15 protein-coding genes and 1 tRNA gene are annotated in these 18280 nt (G+C 71.1%); 9 read left to right on the top strand and 7 right to left on the bottom strand.

Annotation, left to right across the window (positions count from 1 at the left end; genetic code table 11):
* The first annotated feature begins 45 nt into the window (after window positions 1–45).
* The 6 genes from OG295_RS18810 (at window position 46) to OG295_RS18785 (ending at window position 4739) form a co-directional block, all read left to right on the top strand.
* Window positions 46–309: a hypothetical protein gene (locus OG295_RS18810; protein ID WP_371677903.1), complete on the top strand. Its 264-nt coding sequence runs from the start codon at window positions 46–48 to the stop codon at window positions 307–309.
* On the top strand, window positions 306–560 hold the full coding sequence (locus OG295_RS18805; protein ID WP_371677902.1) for a hypothetical protein: 255 nt from the start codon (window positions 306–308) through the stop codon (window positions 558–560). The genes OG295_RS18810 and OG295_RS18805 overlap by 4 nt, the downstream gene beginning before the upstream one ends.
* A gap of 195 nt (window positions 561–755) precedes the next feature.
* The gene (locus OG295_RS18800) at window positions 756–1985 is read left to right on the top strand and encodes a helix-turn-helix domain-containing protein (protein WP_371677901.1); all 1230 of its coding nucleotides are present in this window, start codon (window positions 756–758) and stop codon (window positions 1983–1985) included.
* A gap of 55 nt (window positions 1986–2040) precedes the next feature.
* Window positions 2041–2478, top strand: a complete 438-nt coding sequence (locus OG295_RS18795) for a hypothetical protein (protein WP_371677900.1) — start codon at window positions 2041–2043, stop codon at window positions 2476–2478.
* A 570-nt stretch (window positions 2479–3048) separates the two neighbouring features.
* Window positions 3049–4176: an adenosylhomocysteinase gene (locus OG295_RS18790; RefSeq protein WP_371677899.1), complete on the top strand. Its 1128-nt coding sequence runs from the start codon at window positions 3049–3051 to the stop codon at window positions 4174–4176.
* 14 nt (window positions 4177–4190) lie between these two features.
* On the top strand, window positions 4191–4739 hold the full coding sequence (locus tag OG295_RS18785) for an NUDIX hydrolase (protein ID WP_371677898.1): 549 nt from the start codon (window positions 4191–4193) through the stop codon (window positions 4737–4739).
* A gap of 115 nt (window positions 4740–4854) precedes the next feature.
* Here the strand turns inward: OG295_RS18785 and OG295_RS18780 are convergent, their stop codons facing one another.
* Window positions 4855–5133, bottom strand: a complete 279-nt coding sequence (locus OG295_RS18780; RefSeq protein ID WP_371677897.1) for a GntR family transcriptional regulator — start codon at window positions 5131–5133, stop codon at window positions 4855–4857.
* Window positions 5134–5304: 171 nt separating this feature from the next.
* Here OG295_RS18780 and OG295_RS18775 point away from each other — a divergent pair, with 171 nt between their 5' ends.
* Window positions 5305–5688, top strand: coding sequence for a hypothetical protein (locus OG295_RS18775; protein ID WP_371677896.1), 384 nt, complete (start codon window positions 5305–5307; stop codon window positions 5686–5688).
* Window positions 5689–5906: 218 nt separating this feature from the next.
* Here the strand turns inward: OG295_RS18775 and OG295_RS18770 are convergent, their stop codons facing one another.
* Complete coding sequence (locus OG295_RS18770) at window positions 5907–6152, bottom strand: integrase (protein ID WP_371677895.1); 246 nt, start codon at window positions 6150–6152, stop codon at window positions 5907–5909.
* A gap of 116 nt (window positions 6153–6268) precedes the next feature.
* Between OG295_RS18770 and OG295_RS18765 the strand changes: the two genes are divergently transcribed.
* Together OG295_RS18765 and OG295_RS18760 are read left to right on the top strand one after the other, a co-directional pair.
* On the top strand, window positions 6269–7003 hold the full coding sequence (locus OG295_RS18765; RefSeq protein ID WP_371677894.1) for a hypothetical protein: 735 nt from the start codon (window positions 6269–6271) through the stop codon (window positions 7001–7003).
* Window positions 7000–8622: a tyrosine-type recombinase/integrase gene (locus OG295_RS18760; RefSeq protein WP_371677893.1), complete on the top strand. Its 1623-nt coding sequence runs from the start codon at window positions 7000–7002 to the stop codon at window positions 8620–8622. Before OG295_RS18765 ends, OG295_RS18760 begins: the two co-directional genes overlap by 4 nt.
* Window positions 8623–8666: 44 nt before the next feature.
* On the opposite strand, the gene OG295_RS18755 is transcribed toward OG295_RS18760, so the two are convergent.
* From OG295_RS18755 to topA, 5 genes are all read right to left on the bottom strand, one after another.
* Window positions 8667–8740: transfer RNA gene (locus tag OG295_RS18755), tRNA-Thr, on the bottom strand.
* Between the two features lie 104 nt (window positions 8741–8844).
* Entirely contained in the window at window positions 8845–10380 is a 1536-nt protein-coding gene (locus OG295_RS18750; RefSeq protein ID WP_371677892.1) for an alpha/beta hydrolase, read from the bottom strand.
* Between the two features lie 229 nt (window positions 10381–10609).
* Window positions 10610–11821, bottom strand: coding sequence for a DNA polymerase III subunit delta' (locus OG295_RS18745; protein ID WP_371677891.1), 1212 nt, complete (start codon window positions 11819–11821; stop codon window positions 10610–10612).
* Window positions 11822–11950: 129 nt separating this feature from the next.
* The gene (tmk, locus tag OG295_RS18740) at window positions 11951–15166 is read right to left on the bottom strand and encodes a dTMP kinase (RefSeq protein ID WP_371677890.1); all 3216 of its coding nucleotides are present in this window, start codon (window positions 15164–15166) and stop codon (window positions 11951–11953) included.
* 184 nt (window positions 15167–15350) lie between these two features.
* Entirely contained in the window at window positions 15351–18176 is a 2826-nt protein-coding gene (gene topA, locus OG295_RS18735; RefSeq protein ID WP_371677889.1) for a type I DNA topoisomerase, read from the bottom strand.
* Between the last annotated feature and the right edge of the window lie 104 nt (window positions 18177–18280).

Genomic DNA, 18280 nt, shown 5'->3' with positions numbered 1-18280 from the left:
GGCGGGGCGCCCCCACATCTCACCCCGTAGAAAGAGGTACTGCTCATGACCGATGCGACCCGCCGCACCGTGCGCACTGTCGTGCAGACCGTGCTCGCCCTCGCCGCCGGCCTGCCCCTGATCATCGACGCCGCGGGCATCCCGCAGACCGCGGCCGGCGTCGGCCTCGCCCTTGCCGTCGCAGGTGGAGTAACCCGAGTCATGGCGCTGCCCGTGGTCGAGGCCCTGCTGCCGCAGTGGCTGCGCGTCACCCCGAGCGCCGACGCCGCGCTGCTCGACCTCGCCCGCCGGCCGGACGGTCGCCCGTGACCGACCCGACGCCGGGCGACGTCGCCCTCGAACTCGAAAGACTGCGGGCGACCGTCGAGACCGGGTTCGCCCGCCTCGACGGAGCGCTCGCCCTACTCGTGCAACGGTCCGACCAACTCGACACCCGCCTCGCCGACCACGAGCAACGGCTCGACGCCCTCGAAAAGAACCGATGGCCGGTCCCCAGCATCGTTGCCTTGGTCGCCGTAGTCGGTCTCGCCATCACGCTTTGGCAGGCCGCGGCCCGCTAATCCCCGCCCCCTGCCTTGCCACCCGGCGGGCAGGGGGCGGTTTTGCCGTTCTGCCGCTCATTCCTTGCCGGTAGCGCTCCACACGCCCGCCACCCCGTGGGTACCGTCTGGAGTATGAGCCTGAACGGATGGAGCCCCGATGCGTAGCCGATCGCTTGAGCGCCACCGCCCCGCCCCGGAGAGGGGGGCGCGCTGATGTTGGAAGAAGCCGAAGAGATCGGCCGCCGCGTCCGACGCGCTCGCCTCCGACTGGGGATGCCGCAGGCTGACCTCGCTACCGCCGTGGGTAAATCGCAGGGTTGGGTTTCCAAGGTCGAGCGCGGTCAAATCGAGCTCGACCGTGTCGGCCTGCTCAATCTGGTTGCCGCAGAGCTTCACGTGCACCCCAACGACCTCATCGGGCGTCCGTACAGCAGCTCACCGACCGAGAATCAGTGGCAGGTCGCGGCGTCGTCCATTCTGCGCGAGCTGCGCCGCTATGACCTTGCACCGGTGTTCGAAGGAACGCCGCGACCCGCGCGGGAGTTGTGGCAGGAGGCGACCCGCCTGCACCGTCTGCGGGACGCGGCGGCCAACACTGCGATCATGCAGGTTCTGCCCGACCTCTTTCGCGAATCGCGCGCCCTGGCCGAGGTGACCACCGGCCACGAGCGGGAAGAGGCGTACGCCGTTTACGCCGTGTGCTGCAAGTTCGCGCACACAGCCGCTCACGCCCTTGGGCACCCCGAGCTAGTCGCCATGTCGTGCGAGCGCGCCGCATGGTCGGCTCGGCTGTCCGGAGATTCGGTCATGCCCGCCGTGGCCGACTGGATGCGGGTGTGGGACATGTGGGCCACTGCCGATTGGGAAGACGCGGTCGCCCTGTCCGACAAGGCGATCAAGAGTGTGCAGCAGGGCTTTGACCAGGGTGAGCCGCTCGCCCTGCGCGCATGGGGAACCCTGCAACTGCGAGCTGCTGTTTCCGCAGCGCGCGGCGGACGGAAGTCTGAGGCCAAGGACCGAATCAAGCACGCCAAGACCGCCGCAAAGCGGTTGGGGCAGTACGCCGGCCCGCCGGTGTACGACCGTCACTCTCTGACCTTCTCTCCGGGGAACGTGCAGATTCATGCGATCAGCGTTGCTCTGGAGATGCGCGAGCAACGGGATGCCTTGGCCATAAGTCGGCGCACTGACCCGATGCTGATTGAGGCGCTGCCCAACTCGCGACAGGGCCACCATCACATGGACCTCGCCCGCGCATGGCTGTGGGACGGCAACCGCGACAAGGCGCTGACGGAGCTGGAGACGGCCGAGCGGATCGCGCCGCAGCTCATCCGTAACCATCCGATCGCCCGGTCAACCCTGCGTGGCATCGTGTACGCCGAACGGGCAGCTACTCGCGAGAAGCTGCGCCGCATGTCGGACCGTTTCCACCTCGACGGCTGAGTGCGGTATTCCTCCGGTTCATATTGGGCTGCTACTCGCGTCCTAACTTCGGGGCATGGCCGAACAGACCGCAGTGCAACGCACTGCGCAGGAAGCCCAGTTACGTACAGGCGACCCGTTCCATCCGCGATTGGGTGACCTCGCCGCCGACCTCGCCAAGGGCGGGAATATCGGTGTCGTGGTCACTCTGCCGAGCGACACCTCAGCGTCGTACCACCTGCGCCCCCCGGGTGGTGGCCCGGAATGGTCCGCCCGCGCAGACGGTACGACGCTGCGTCCCGTTCCAGCGAAGCCCACCCACATCACGCCCATGCAGAGTGATGTGATCTACGACCACAGGGCAGAGCAGGCCGCCCTACTGGTTGTGATCCACAACGAGGATGGCGGCTCTGTCGAGTCCGTACTGATCCTCACCCCGAGTCAGGTCGAGCTGTGCTACATCCAGCTCGGGCAACTCATCGAACGCCGCGAAGAGGCGAGGGGCGCGCGGTGAGCGCGCGCGTGCTGACGCCCGCCCCTCCGGCGTCAGCACGACCACTCACGCAGACCGTCCTCGCGTACCGGTGCGAGACAACGGCAACTGGCCTCACTGGCTCCCGCGAGGTATTGCTCGCTGTCCATCGCGCCAGTACACCGCGCCTCGCCGCCCGATGGCTCCGAGTCGAGGCTGAACGGCTCGCCCGCCGGTTCTCCCTCGATCCTCAGTCATCGACCATGCGGGACGCCCCGCTCTCGATCGTCGATCCGACCTATCCAAGGCCCGACGATGCCCTACGCGCTTGGCGTCACAGCGAAACCGAGTACGAGCGGGCGATACGCGTGCTCAGCGCTGGCGACGCCTACCTGATCAGCATCAGCGACTACGACGCCCGGTACTGCCTAAACGCCTACCCCGTTCCGGCTCGCGGGCCGTCCGCCCCACCGGCGCCCGCAGCGCGTTCCCGCTTCACCCTCGGAGGCTCGGGCCGTCATCGCCGAGCGCCGTTTCGCGCCTAACCACCGCCACGCTCCCCACCCCCCGCACCTGTCCTGATCCTTACCGTCCCCCAAGGGAAGTGAGTCCATGGAACAGTTCGAGCGTGCCCGCCTCGACTCGTATTTCGCGCGTATCTCGCGCACCTTCGCGCCTCGCGAGCGCCCCGCGTCCTTCCTGATCACCCACCTGCTCCCCGAGCGCCCGTCGTTCGTCCGAGGTATCGGCACCTCAACCGACCTGCGCGTTGTCCTGCCGAAGCCCAAGAGCATCGACCCCGCCGCCCGCCGCACCGTCGAGAAGATGACGCAGTGCGACACCTTGACCCGGGAGATGTTCGAGAACCCCGACACGGCGGTTGACTACTTGGAGTCCCGAGCCGCCGGCGAGGACGTCGTCTTGTGCGACGTGGGCGGGTACTTCGCGCCCGCCCTCGACGCCCTGTGTGATCGCTTCTCCGGTCGAATCCTCGGCGTCGTCGAGGACACCGAGAACGGGCACCGTCGCTACGCCGAGCGGGACAAGCTGCCGTGCCCCGTCGTGTCCGTGGCCCGCTCACCCCTCAAGGACCCCGAGGACTACCTCGTTGGTCAGAGCGTGGTGTTCTCCACAGAGGCGCTCATGCGCAGCCGCGGCGACATCCTGCACGGCCGGAACGCGCTGGTCCTCGGGTTCGGCAAGCTGGGGTCGAGCATCGCTCGCCTGCTGCACGCCAAGGGCATCAGGGTCACGGTGTACGACATCGACCCCGTGCGGACCACACAGGCGCTTTCGCAAGGGTTCGGCGTCGCCCGGGACCGCGACACAGCCCTGCACGGCGCCGGACTCGTGCTGTGCGCGACGGGCAGCGTCTCCTTACGCGGGGAGGACTTCGCGACGCTCAGGAACGGCGCCTACGTCGCCACAGTGACCTCAAGCGAGGACGAGCTCGACCTCGCCGCGCTCCCCGATGTCTACCAGCAGACCCCGAGCGCGGACCACGTCACGAAGTACCAGACCACCGGGCACTTCTTCTACCTCCTCAACGGAGGGAACGCCGTCAACTTCCTGCACGGCGCGAGCGTCGGGCCGTTCATCTTCTTGGTTCAGGCCGAAATACTCGCCGGAATCAAGAAGCTCACGCACGGCGAGCTCGGCCACGGTATGCACGAGGTTGGCGCCGCCGAACGGGCCACCATCGCCGCTACCTGGCTCGACTTCTTCAACCGCAATCAGTAGGGAGACCCCGCACCATGCCGATCACGGCACAGCACGTACGCGAGACCCTCGACGCCTATCTCGACCAGCACCCGGCGGACAAGGACCCGCTTGCGCCTCTCTCCGAGACGCTCGACGTCGCGGGCAACAGCATCGGGTCGCGGAAGGAGTTCCGAGGCCACGCCACGGCCGGCGCCATCCTGCTCCGCGCCGACGGTCGCGTGCTTACCATCGAGCACCGCGCCCTACAGAAGTGGCTCTTGCCGGGTGGCCACATCGAGACCGACGACGAGACACTGCTCGACGCCGCGCTGCGAGAACTGACCGAGGAGACGGGCATCCGGGCCGAGCAGGTCGAGGTCGTCGGCGAGGGTCCACTGCACATCGACACTCACGTCATCCCGGCGAACGACGCCAAGGGTGAACCCGAGCACATGCACTTCGACTTCCGGTTCTTGTTCCGCACCACCGTGGAAGCGGTCGAGCTCCAGGAGGAGGAGGTCACCAACTTCTCGTGGCAGTTCGCGGACACGCTCACCTCAGAGCCCCTGCGCAGCCGCGTGCTCGCCGCGGCGCGCGGCTGACCGAGCCGCGCCCGAACGGGATCGCTGCGGCCGTACTCGTGCTCCCCCACGGGGCCGCAGCGTCCCGCCATGCCCGTCCGCTCGTCGCCCATCCCCCGAGGTGGCGAGCGGACGGCTACTCGGCGTTGGGCGTTGCGCTCCGATCGAGGACGAACGTTCCGCGCTGCGGCACGGTGTGCACGTACCCCTCAGTGCGCAGGTAGTCGACGGCGTGACGAGCGGTGTCTCGGGCGACGCCGAACTCACCCTTCATCGCCGACTCGGACGGGATTCGCCGCCCGACGGGCAGTTTCCCGCTCTCGATGTCCTCGATCACAAATCGCGCGATCTGCACGTACACCGGGGTCGCCGACCCATGGTCGACCTCGCGCGCGGGTCCTTCACTCACTGCCATGCCAAGAGGGTAGACAACTGGCCACATCGCCTAGCGTCGCTACTCGTTGCCATACGTCGGTAGACGTAGGTAGACAAGTTGGCTACCGTCGCCAACTAAGAACCCCGGCAGGCCGATTAGGCCCGGCCCGCCGGGGGCCGAAACATCACCAGCTTTCGAGGAGCTGCCGACATGCGCGACCTTATCGCCCCCCTGCACCCGCTGCTATGGCTGCTGTGGGTCACTCCCTTACTCCTGCTCTCTCTCCGCACCAGGAAGCCGGGCCGACACTCCGCCGCACACTTCACGGCGCAGCCGACCCCGGTTCAGCTCTCCCCTTCGATCTGGCTCAAGCCGTGGAACACGCCGCCCGCCCCCCACGTCGTCGAGCGAGGCGAGCCGTTCGAGGATGACCTGCCGAACGTCGCCCGCCCCTACGTCGCAGGCTTCCCCCGGCCCCGGACCGAGCAGGATTGGCAACGCGAGCGCCGCCGCGCAGCAGCCTTCGCCGCAGCAGGCATGGACTACCCGTACAGCTACCCCGGAGCGCCGGCCCATGCGGGCGCCGCCGTATGAGCGCGACCTGCTGCGGTTGCCGCCGGGAGACGTCCGCCCCCATCCCGGTGCGCTTCATCGAACGCCAGAGCGGCGCTCCCGTCACGATCTCCGCCTGCCCCGACTGCGCGCCTCGCTACGCCCCCGCCCCGACCTACGGCGAGCACGTGAGACGCCGAGGGCTCTAAACAGTGGCAGGCCCCGCCCGGAGTCCGGGCGGGGCCTGCCACTTGCAGCACCTACTCGCCAGCATCCGGCGCCGACGGGGCAGACGCGACGACGCCGAGGTGCCGGTGCAGGTCATAGCGCGAAATCTTGTACGCCCGTCCGTGGCGCAGGACCCGGACGGGATAACGCCCAGTCCGGGCGAGGTGGTAGCCGGTGGTCCGGCCGAGGTGCAACGCACGGTTGGCAGTCTCCAGCGGCACGGCGACGGGCAGTGTCATCAGCTCGTCGTGTGTCATCCCCTGCTCTGCGGTGCTCATGGTCTGCCCCCTGTGACATCGATGTGCACATCGGCCGAATGATGCCGACTAGTGCGAGATCAACAACGTACCGATCAAGGCTGGCATGTTGCAATCAACAACGTTAGGTTTGCAATATGCACAGTCACCAGACGACGGGCGACCTGATCGCCGAGCAGATCCGCCGGCACCGAGAGCGCCTCGGCATGAACCGCCGCGACCTCGCAGCCGAATGCGCTCGCCTCGGGCGCCCCGATCTCACCTTTGCCGTGCTCACCACCATCGAGACCGGCCGCACAGGTAAGGACGGCGAGAAGATCCGTCGCCCGGTGGCTGTCGACGAGCTGCTCGTGCTCGGTCTCGCCCTCGCCGTGCCCCCACTGCTGCTGATGCTTCCACTCGGGAGCGAACAGGCAGTGCCCACCGTGCCGAACCGCGATCCTCGCGACCCGTACACCGTGTGGCGCTGGTGGACCGGTGAGGAGACACCGACGCTCGGCGGCCCGATCGATGGCCGCTACGTCGCCGAGTCGCAGCCCATCGGCGAGGGCGGTCCGAAATGGGCCGCGGCGTGGGCGTCAGCGGCCTATCCAGCCTCCATGTACCCCGAGTTCGAGCGTCGTCGCGACGCGGTCCATCGGGCCTACATGCGCGCCGAGGCTGCGCACGGCAAGCGCAAGACCGACAAGGAGGGACACGTATCCGCACAGACCGACTACCTGCACCGCCTCGAAGAACTCGCCCGGCACATCAACGACATGACCCTCGCCGGCCTACAGATCCCCCAGCTGCGGCCGGACCTGATCGAGGACATGAAGGGGCTCGACATGCTCGACGACCCCGACCACATCCAAACGAGAGGTGATGAATGACCGCCACAATCACAAAGCGCTGCGGGTGCCGCGACCCGCAGACCGACAAGCAGCTCGGCGCTTCCTGCAAGAAGCTCACTCAGCGCACGCACGGCGTGTGGAAGCTGGTTCACCCGCTGCCGCCCCGCGAGGACGAGAGCCGTCGCCGGTTCTTCCGCAGCGGCTACGAGACCAAGGCCAAGGCACAGACCGACGCGAACGCCCTCGCCGCCCTGCTCGACATCGCCGACAGGAGGTCGGACCCCGACGGGCGCCGCCGCATCGCCGACCTGCTCGAAATGGTCTCGACGAGCGGAGAGGGCATCCCGGACTACGACGAGACGAAGCGCCGGTTCGCGACTGGGCAGTCACTCACTCAGCACATGACCGTCGCCGAGTGGCTCGACACGTGGCTCGCCGGTAAGAAGGCGCTCCGCAAGAGTGGTGAAACCCGGTATGAGGTCGACATCAGGTGCCACCTGAAACCGCGGATCGGGCACGTCCGCCTCGACAGGCTCACCGTGCAGCACCTCGACGAGATGTTCGCGGGCATCGCCGAGACCAATGCCGAGATTCACGACGCCAACTTGCAGCGCCGCGCCGCCCTCGACGAGCTGAAAACGATCCCGTGGAAGGGGATAGAGAACCGAGGCCGCCGGAAGTTCCTGAAAGCAGCCATTGAGGAGATGGGGCCCTTCCGCCGTATCACCGGACCGTCGACACAGAAGCACATCCGCGACACGCTGCGGGCCGCGCTGAACACCGCCATCGCTCGCGGGGCGATCACCTTCAACCCTGCGTCGTACGTCGAGTTGACGGCGGCGAAGCGGCCGAAGGCGATGGTGTGGACTGATGAGCGGGTCGAGGCGTGGCTGCGGACGGGCGAGCGGCCCTCGGCGGTCATGGTGTGGACACCCGAGCAGGCCGGCGAGTTCCTCGACTACCTCGCCGACACAGAGCACCGGCTGCTGCCCCTGTTCCATCTGATCACGTTCCGAGGACTGCGGCGGGGCGAGGCGTGCGGCGTCCGGTGGGCCGACTACTCCATAGCGGCGCGCTCGATGACCATTGCGACGCAGCTCGTGCAGGACGGATGGGAGGTCATCGAGAGCCTGCCGAAGACTGACAGCGGCGAGCGGGTGTTCTCGATCGACGAGTACACCGCCGAGGTGCTCGACGCCCACCAGACCAAGCAGGCGGCCGAGCGCTGCCAGTGGGGGCCGGCGTGGATCGAGTCGGGCCGGATGTTCACCCAGGAGGACGGCGAGCGGATTCACCCCGGGTGGCTGACCGACCAGTTCGAGCGGCTCGTCGAGCTCTCGGGTCTGCCGCCGATCCGCCTGCACGATCTGCGGCACGTCGCCGCCTCGCTCATGCTCGCCGCCGGAGTCGACGTCAAGATCGTGTCCGAGACCCTCGGCCACTCCGACTCCCGGATCACTCGGGACATCTATCAGTCGGTCATGCCGAAGGCCGCCGCCGAGGCCGCCGAGGCGACTGCCGCCATGGTCCCGCGCGGAGCAGCCCGATTGCCCAAGCAGAAGGCCGTCGAGGCAGTCAACGAGCAGGACGGCATCACGTCGGCATCACATGAGGGCGCGAAGATCATCGCGTTCCGTCCCCGCTTGGTCGGGGCATAAGAAAAACCCCAGGTCACGGCGAGTGAGTCCTAGGGTTCTTCTAGAGCCGCCTTCGGGATTCGAACCCGAGACCTACGCATTACGAGTGCGTTGCTCTGGCCAACTGAGCTAAGGCGGCACCGCTGCAAGACGAGAAGATTTCCCCTGGGGGACGCTCTCATCAGCAGCGGCGCCAAGTCTACAGGGTCGAAGCGGGTGCCCCGTACCGGGATGGCCGGGAGGTCAGCAGCGCTTGCCCGCAGCGGGGGGCTGGCCCTGCAGGAGGTAGCGGTTGATCGCGGTGTCGATGCAGTCGCTGCCGCGTCCGTACGCCGTGTGGCCGTCGCCGTCGTACGTCAGCAGGGTGCCCGAGTCGAGCTGGCCGGCCAGGGACTTGGCCCACTTGTACGGGGTCGCCGGGTCGCGCGTCGTGCCGACCACCACGATCGGAGCCGCCCCCTTCGCCGTCAGCGGCCTCGCCTTGCCCGTGGCCTTCACCGGCCAGTACGTGCAGTTCAGCGAGGCCCACGCCAGGCCCGCGCCGAAGACCGGCGAGGCCTTCTCGAAGGAGGGCAGCGCGGACTGGACGTCCTCGGGGCCATTGAAGGCCGGCGGCAGGTCGAGGCAGTTCACGGCGGCGTTGGCGGACATCAGGTTCGCGTACGTGCCGCCCGCGTCGCGTTCGTAGTAGCTGTCGGCGAGTGCCAGCAGCCCGGACCCGTCACCGTTCATCGCGTCCGTGAGGGCCGTGCGCAGCTGCGGCCACGCGCTCTCGTCGTACAGCGCCGCGATCACGCCGGTCGTCGCGAGGGACTCGCCCAGGGGGCGGTTCGGGTCGCCCGAGGGGACCGGCTGGGCGTCGAGTTTGCGGAAGAAGTCCTTCAGGTTCTGTGCCACCGCGTCGGGGTTGCCCCGCCCCAGCGGGCATTCCGACTGCTTCGCGCAGTCCTTCGCGAAGGAGCGGAAGGCGGTCTCGAACCCCTCCGTCTGGTCGCGGTTCAGCTCCAGCGCGGGCCGCGTGGGGTCCATGGCCCCGTCCAGGACCAGCCTCCCGACGCGGGCCGGGAAGAGGTCGGCGTACGTCGCCCCGAGGAAGGTGCCGTACGAGGCGCCGACGTAGTTCAGCTTCTCGTCGCCCAGCACCGCGCGCAGCACGTCCATGTCGCGGGCGGCCTCCGCCGTGGAGACGTGCGGCAGGACGCGCCCCGAGCGCGCCTGGCAGGCCGCCGCGAGTTCCTTGAACGAGGTCACCAGCTCGGCGCGCTCCGCGGCGTCGTCCGGGGTCTGGTCCACCTGGGTGAACCGGTCCATGCCGTGACCGGTCAGGCACTCGACGGGGCTGCTGCGGGCGACCCCGCGCGGGTCGAAGGAGACCATGTCGTACTGGGCGCGCACGGCGGCCGGGTAGCCGATGCCCGCGTACGCCTGGAGGTATCCGATGCCCGAACCGCCCGGCCCGCCCGGGTTGACCAGCAGGGAGCCGAGCCGCTTGCCCGGGCCCGTGGCCGCGCGGCGCGCCACGGCGAGGTCGATGTCCTGCCCGGAGCCGGGGTTCGCGTAGTCCAGCGGCGCCTTCATGGTGGAGCACTGGAAGCCGGGGACGCCGCAGTCGCGCCAGGTGAGCTTCTGCTCGTAGTACGGGCGCAGCGCGGCCGGGACCGCGGCCGGCTCCGCCGAGGCCGAGGCCACGTCCGAGCCCCCGGAGGTGCAGCCGGAGAGGAGCAGCCCGGCGGCTGCGATCACGGTTCCGGTGGTACGCAGCAGACGCCTGGTGTCCATGGCGCGAGCCTACGTGCTGCCCGCCGTCCGCGTCGGCGCCCGTGCGGCGGGCGTGGGGCGGGCGGCCGTCCGCCGACCGGGGGCGTACCGGCCGCCCCGCCCGTGCCGGACCCGTCACGCGCGGGGCCCGGATCGCTCGGACGGGTGAAGGGGGAAACGGGGACCGGGAACGGAGAGCGGAGAGCTGGGAACGGAGAGCGGGCAGCGGGGGGCGGGGAGCGGGGAGCGTTCAGCCCGCGCGCAGGGCCATCGTCATCGCCTCGACCGCGAGGAGGGGCGCCACGTTCCGGTCGAGGGCCTGGCGGCAGGCGATGATCGCCTCGATGCGCCGCAGGGTGCGCTCGGGGCCCGAGGCCCGCGCGACCCGGTCGAGGTCCGGCCGTACGTCCTCGTTGGCGATGGCCAGGTTCGAGCCGAGCTGCAGGGCCAGGACGTCCCGGTAGAAGCCCGTGAGCTCGGTCAGCGCCAGGTCGAGGCTGTCGCGCTGGGTACGGGTGCGGCGGCGCTTCTGGCGGTCTTCGAGCTCCTTCATCACACCGGCCGTGCCCCGGGGCATGCGGCCGCCCGCGCCCGCTCCGGCGCCGAGGGCGGCCCGCAGCTCCTCGGTCTCCTTGACGTCGACCTCCTCCGCCATCTGCTTGGCGTCCTCGCCGGCGGCGTCGACCAGCTCCTGCGCGGCCTTGAGGCAGCCGCCCACGTCGTCCACCCGCAACGGCAGCTTGAGCACGGTGGCCCTGCGCGTCCGGGCGGACTCGTCGGTGGCCAGCCGCCGCGCCCGGTCGATGTGGCCCTGGGTCGCGCGGGCGGCGTTGGCGGCGGCGGCGGGCTCCACCCCGTCCCTGCGCACCAGCAGGTCGGCGACGGCCGCGACCGAGGGGGTGCCCAGGGTCAGGTGCCGGCAGCGGGAGCGGATGGTGGGCAGCACGTCCTCCAGCGAGGGTGCGCACAGCAGCCACACCGTGCGCGGAGCGGGCTCCTCCACCGCCTTCAGCAGGACGTTCCCGGCGCCTTCGGTGAGCCGGTCGGCGTCTTCCAGGACGATGACCTGCCAGCGCCCCACGGCCGGGGAGAGCTGGGCCCGGCGCACCAGGTCCCGGGTCTCCTTCACGCCGATGGACAGCAGGTCGGTACGGACGATCTCCACATCGGCGTGCGTGCCGACCATGGTGGTGTGGCAGCCGTCGCAGAACCCGCAGCCGGGCTCGCCGCCGAGCGCCCGGTCGGGGCTGACGCACTGGAGCGCCGCCGCGAAGGCACGGGCGGCGGTGGCCCGCCCGGAGCCGGGCGGGCCGGTGAACAGCCAGGCGTGGGTCATCTTGGACGAGGGCGGCGGCGGGGCCCCGTCCGAGGCGGCGGTGACGAGCGCGTCGGCGTCCCGCGCGGCGGCGGCCAGCTGCGTCCGCACGCGCTCCTGCCCCACCAGGTCGTCCCACACGGACATCCCGCCCACCGCCTTTCCCTACGCGGCCCGCGCGCTCACGCCCGGCGCCGTGCCGCCCTGCTCTGTCCCTCGCCCGGCTCTCCCGCGCGTCCCGATCACATTGTGGCGTGCGCCACCGACAGTCCCGGATCAGCGGCGGCGCGAACCGCCTCCGCCGCGTCGGCCGTCCTCGCCGTCCTCCTCGTCCCCGCGCGGCCCCAGCAGCTCGTCGGCCAGGGTCGGCAGGTCGTCCATCGGAGTGGCCTCGGCCCAGTCGGACGGGGCCCGGCGCGGCCGGCCGTCGTCCCCGACGACCGGGAGCTCACGGGTCACGTCGTTCCCGGAGTCCCGGAAGATGCCGGGCGGCACCCGGTCGGCCGGGCTCTCCTGCGAGTGACGGACCGTCGGCCGGGTGGCCGGGGCGGACGGCGGCGCCGTACGCGCCGACGCGTCCCGGGCGTCCGGACCGCCCGCCGGCCCGTCGGGGCGTACGGACGGCAGCACGGCCGTCTCGTCCGCCGCCGGGTCGATCTTGGGGACCGGGACGGTCTCGGTGATGTCGTCGGGCCGCAGGGCCCGCTTGATGCGCGGGGTCTCGACGGTGACGGCGTCGTTCGGGTGGGGCTCCTTGCGCATCGGGACCTTCCGTCCCGGTCCGGCGGCCGGCGCCGTCTGCGCGGCGGTGGACGCGGACGAAGCGGTGGACGCGGACGAAGCGGCCGCGGCCGCCGAAGCCGCCGCCGCGGCGGCCGCCGAGGCCTCCGCCAGCCGGCGCGCCTCCTCGGCCCGCAGCAGCGCCTCCTCGGCGCGGCGCTGCTTCTCCAGCCGCCGTGCCTCCGCCTCCGCGCGCAGCCGGGCCGCCTCGGCCTCCTCCAGCCGGATCCGCTCCTGCTCGGCGGCGCGGGCCTTCTCCTCGGCCTCGGCGCGCAGCCGCTCGGCCTCGGCGCGGGCGCGCGCCTCCTCGACGGCGCGCAGCCGCTCCTCCTCCGCCCTGCGGGCGGCTTCCTCCTCGGCGAGCCGGCGCGCCTCGGCGGCCTCCGCCTCGGCCTTGATCCTGGCCTCCTCGGCCTCCCGGGCCAGGCGTGCCTCCTCCTCGGCCTTCAGCCGGGCTTCCTCCGCCTTGCGGGCGGCCTCTTCCTCGGCCTTGCGCCGGGCCTCCTCCTCCGCGAGCCGCCGGGCCTCGATCTGCGCCGCGACCTCGGCCTCCGAGAGCGGCAGCATCCGGTCCAGGCGGTGGCGTACGACGGTGGTCACCGAGCCCGGGTCCTGCCCGGCGTCGACGACGAGGTAGCGCCCGGGGTCGGACGCGGCGAGGGTCAGGAACCCGGCCCGCACCCGCTGGTGGAACTCCGTCGGCTCCGACTCCAGCCGGTCCGGCGCCTCCGTGAACCGCTCCCGGGCGGCCTCCGGGGACACGTCGAGCAGCACGGTCAGGTTCGGGACGAGGCCGTCGGTGGCCCAGCGGGAGATCCGGGCGATCTCGGTCGGGGACAGGTCCCGGCCGGCGCCCTGGTAGGCCACCGAGGAGTCGATGTAGCGGTCGGAGATGACCACCGCGCCCCGCTCCAGGGCGGGCCGGACCACCGTGTCCACGTGCTCGGCGCGGTCGGCGGCGTACAGCAGCGCCTCGGCGCGGTTGGACAGCCCGGCGGACGAGATGTCCAGGAGGATCGAGCGGAGCCGCTTGCCGACCGGGGTGGCACCCGGCTCGCGCGTCACGACGACCTCGTGGCCCTTGCCCCGTATCCAGTCGGCCAGTGCCTGCACCTGGGTGGACTTCCCGGCTCCGTCGCCGCCCTCCAGGGCGATGAAGAACCCGGTCGCCGACGGGGCCTGCAGCGGCTCGCCGCCGCGCAGCGCCTCGCGCAGGTCGCGCCGCAGCGGTACCCCTCCGCGGTCGTCGGCCTTGACGAGCACCACCACGGCGACGGGCAGCAGCAGCGCGCCGAGCAGCATCAGGGCGAAGGCCGCGCCGCCGTGCGAGAAGACGACCTCGCCGGCGGTCAGCCGGTGCGGTCCGATCGCGGCGGCCAGCAGCGGGGCGCCGACGGCCCCGACCGCCACGGCCACCCGGACCACGGCCTGGAGGTGCGCGGTGACCCGGGCCCGGCGGAACTCCTCGGTCTCCTGGTCCAGCAGGGTGTGTCCGGCATTGGCCGCGACGCCCGCGGCGGTGCCGGCGAGCAGCGCCAGGAACACCACGGTCGCCGTGTCCGGGACCAGCCCGCTCAGCAGCAGCGCGAGCCCGGCCACCGCGATCGCCAGGGCCAGCAGCCGGCGCCGGGACAGTCCGGGCAGCACCTTGCCGGCCTGGGTCGCGCGGATGCCCAGGCCGGTTCCGCCGACGAGGGCGAGCACCAGCAGGGCGTACGCGGACGGGCCGCCGCCCAGGTCGAACGCGTGCAGCACGGCCACGGAGGCGGCACCGGCCACCGCCCCGGCGACGGCGGCACAGGCCAGCACGAACAGCCGGATCGAGCCCGTACGCCCCTTCTCGGGCCGCTCGCCCACCCGGGGGGCCCGCAGCCCCTCCAGCGGGGAGCGCGGCCTCGGGGTCTTCACGGCGGGCAGCGCCAGCGGCAGCAGCAGCGAGAGGGACGCGGCGAACAGGCCGGCGGCCACGTACGAGCCCAGCGCCGACGGGTTCGCGGCGAACCAGTCCACGCCGAGACCCAGCGCCCGCCCGACCAGGGTCGCGGCGAGCAGCGCGGCGGCAGCGGCGGGCAGCGCCGCGAACGCCGTGCGCAGCGTGAGGCGACGCAGCGCGTCGAGGTGGTCGGGGAGCGGCCGTACGGTCGCCCCCTCCGGCGGCGGCGCGGGGAGCAGCGCGGGCGCGGCGCTCTCCTTGGCCAGGGTCCACACGCGTTCGGCGGCGCCCGAGACGAAGACGGTGGCGAGCAGCGCGGTGGTGGCGTGGGCCGGGATCCAGTCGAGCCACAGCGGGGCGACGACGAACAGCCCGATCCGCAGTCCGTCGGCCCCGACCATCGTCCAGCGGCGGTCGAGCCTGCCCGCGGGGGCCATCAGCTGCGACAGCGGCCCGAGCAGGACCGCGCCGAACAGGACGGTGGCGAGGATCCGCACGGCGAACACGGCGGCGACGGCGAAGGCCGCGCCCCGGTAGCCGGCGCCGAAGAGGCCGTCCGCGCCGGCCGTGACGGCCGCCTGGAGGGTCAGCAGCACCAGGACCAACAGGGCCAGGGCGTCGCCGATGCCGCTCACCAGCTGGGCGCTCCACAGCCGGCGCAGCCCGGGGGTGCGCAGCAGGGCGCGCACCGCTCGCTCGCGGGAATCCGCGGCTAGGGCTTCGTCGTAGGTGGGGTTCTCGGAGGCGGTCACGACCGTTGGCTGCTCGGCTCGCGTCATCCGCCCAGCCTATCCGCTGTGCCTGACCGTTGCGGTGGCCTGTGGACGGGGCCGGGTGTGACCCCGCACCCACCCGGGGCGCCGCCCCGGGCACGCCCGAGGGCCCCGCGCGGATCGCACGGGGCCCTCGGGCGGACTGCGGCGCCGTATCGGGGCACCTCAGGGTGAGCCACTGCCGTACCGGCTACTCCTCGGACGACGCCGGAGCCGCCGCCGCCTTCTTCGCCGCGGCCGTCGTCTTCTTCGCGGCGGTGGTCTTCTTCGCCGTCGTCGTCTTCTTCGCGGCGGCCTTCGTCGCCGTCGCCTTCTTCGCCGGTGCCTTCTTGGCGGGCGCCTTCTTCGCCGGTGCCTTCTTCGCGGTCTTCTTCGCCGGGCCCTTCGCCCGCTTCTCCGCGAGGAGCTCGTAGCCGCGCTCCGGGGTGATGGTCTCGACGTCGTCGTCCCGCCGCAGCGTCGCGTTCGTCTCGCCGTCCGTCACGTAGGGCCCGAAGCGGCCGTCCTTGACCACCACCGGCTTCTCGCTCACCGGGTCGGTGCCCAGCTCCTTCAGCGGGGGCTTGGCCGCGGCCCGGCCCCGCTGCTTGGGCTGCGCGTAGATGGCGAGCGCCTCGTCCACGGTGATGGAGAAGAGCTGGTCCTCGGTCTCCAGCGACCGCGAGTCCGTGCCCTTCTTCAGGTACGGGCCGTAGCGGCCGTTCTGCGCCGTGATCTCCACGCCCTCCGCGTCCGCGCCGACCACGCGGGGCAGCGACATCAGCTTCAGGGCCTCGTCGAGGGTGACCGTGTCGAGGGACATCGACTTGAAGAGGGACGCCGTGCGCGGCTTGACCGCGTTCTTGCCCGTCTTCGGCGTGCCCTCGGGCAGGATCTCCGTCACGTAGGGGCCGTAGCGGCCGTCCTTCGCGACGATCTGGTTCCCGCTCACCGGGTCCGCGCCCAGCTCGAATTCACCGCTCGGCTTCGCGAACAGTTCCTGTGCGTACTCGACCGTCAGCTCGTCCGGAGCCAGGTCGTCGGGCACGTCGGCGCGCTGGTGGCCCTCGGCGTCCTTCTCGCCCCGCTCGACGTACGGGCCGTAGCGGCCCACGCGCAGCACGATGTCGTCGCCGACCGGGAAGGAGGAGATCTCCCGGGCGTCGATCGCGCCCAGGTCCGTGACCAGCTCCTTCAGACCACCGAGGTGGTCGCCGTCGGCGGGCACGACCTCCGAGGCGTCCTCGGAGCCGAAGTAGAACCGCTTCAGCCACGGCACGGACTGGGCCTCGCCCCGCGCGATGCGGTCGAGGTCGTCCTCCATCTTCGCGGTGAAGTCGTAGTCGACGAGCCGCCCGAAGTGCGTCTCCAGGAGGTTCACGACGGCGAACGACAGGAAGGACGGGACGAGTGCCGTGCCCTTCTTGAAGACGTAGCCGCGGTCGAGGATCGTGCCGATGATCGACGCGTACGTCGACGGGCGGCCGATCTCGCGCTCTTCCAGCTCCTTGACCAGCGAGGCCTCGGTGTAGCGGGCCGGCGGCTTGGTCGAGTGGCCGTCGGCCGTGATCTCCTCGGCCGTCAGCGCGTCGCCCTCGGCGACCTGCGGCAGCCGCTTCTCGCGGTCGTCGAGCTCGGCGTTCGGGTCGTCGGCGCCCTCGACGTAGGCCTTCATGAAGCCGTGGAAGGTGATCGTCTTGCCGGAGGCGCTGAACTCGGCGTCGCGTCCGTCGGCGGCCCGGCCACCGATCTTGACGGTGACGGAGTTGCCGGTCGCGTCCTTCATCTGCGAGGCGACGGTCCGCTTCCAGATGAGCTCGTACAGGCGGAACTGGTCGCCGCTCAGACCCGTCTCGGCCGGGGTGCGGAAACGATCACCCGAGGGGCGGATCGCCTCGTGCGCCTCCTGCGCGTTCTTGACCTTGCCGGCGTAGACGCGCGGCTTCTCCGGCAGGTAGTCGGCCCCGTAGAGCTGGGTGACCTGCGCCCGCGCCGCCGACACCGCGGTGTCGGAGAGCGTGGTGGAGTCCGTACGCATGTAGGTGATGAAGCCGTTCTCGTACAGCTTCTGCGCCACCTGCATCGTCGCCTTCGCGCCGAAGCCCAGCTTGCGCGAGGCCTCCTGCTGGAGCGTCGTCGTACGGAACGGGGCGTACGGGGAGCGGCGGTACGGCTTCGACTCGACCGACCGGACGGCGAAGGCGGTGTCCGCCAGCGCGGCGGCGAGCGCCCGGGCGTTCGCCTCGTCGAGGTGCAGCACCTCGCTCTTGAGCCGGCCGTTGGAGCCGAAGTCGCGGCCCTGCGCCACGCGCTTGCCGTCCACCGCGTTCAGGCGGGCGACCAGCGTCGAGGGGTCGGAGGCGTCACCGGCGCGACCGGTGGCGAAGGTGGCGGTCAGGTCCCAGTACTCGGCGGAGCGGAAGGCGATGCGCTCGCGCTCCCGCTCGACGACGAGGCGGGTGGCCACCGACTGCACGCGGCCCGCCGACAGCTTCGGCATGACCTTCTTCCACAGGACCGGCGAGACCTCGTAGCCGTAGAGGCGGTCGAGGATGCGGCGGGTCTCCTGGGCGTCGACCATGCGCTGGTTGAGTTCGCGCGGGTTGGCGACGGCGTCGCGGATCGCGTCCTTGGTGATCTCGTGGAAGACCATCCGGTGGACGGGGACCTTGGGCTTGAGGACTTCCTGCAGGTGCCACGCGATGGCTTCGCCCTCGCGGTCCTCATCGGTGGCGAGGAAGAGCTCGTCGGACTCGGCCAGCAGGTCCTTGAGCTTCCTGACCTGCGCCTTCTTGTCCGCGTTGACGACGTAGATCGGCTGGAAGTCGTGCTCGACGTCCACGCCGAGACGGCGGACCTCGCCGGTGTACTTGTCGGGGACCTCCGCCGCGCCGTTCGGGAGGTCGCGAATGTGCCCGACGCTCGCCTCGACGACGTATCCGGCGCCGAGGTAGCCCTTGATCGTCTTCGCCTTGGCAGGGGACTCGACGATGACGAGTCGGCGGCCGCCCTTTGCGGTCTCGCTAGTCGGGGACAACTTGGCTCTTCTCTCCGGTCGGCACTCGGTCGCGGTACGGCGACGCTGCGGAGTGTGACGGTACAACCCGCACCCGTGTCAAACGGCACAAGCCCGCAACGGCC

The sequence above is a fragment of the Streptomyces sp. NBC_01276 genome (assembly GCF_041435355.1).
Lineage (GTDB): Bacteria > Actinomycetota > Actinomycetes > Streptomycetales > Streptomycetaceae > Streptomyces.
The sequence above is the reverse complement of the archived record's forward strand: the minus strand, read 5'-3'. Positions and strand labels throughout refer to the sequence as shown.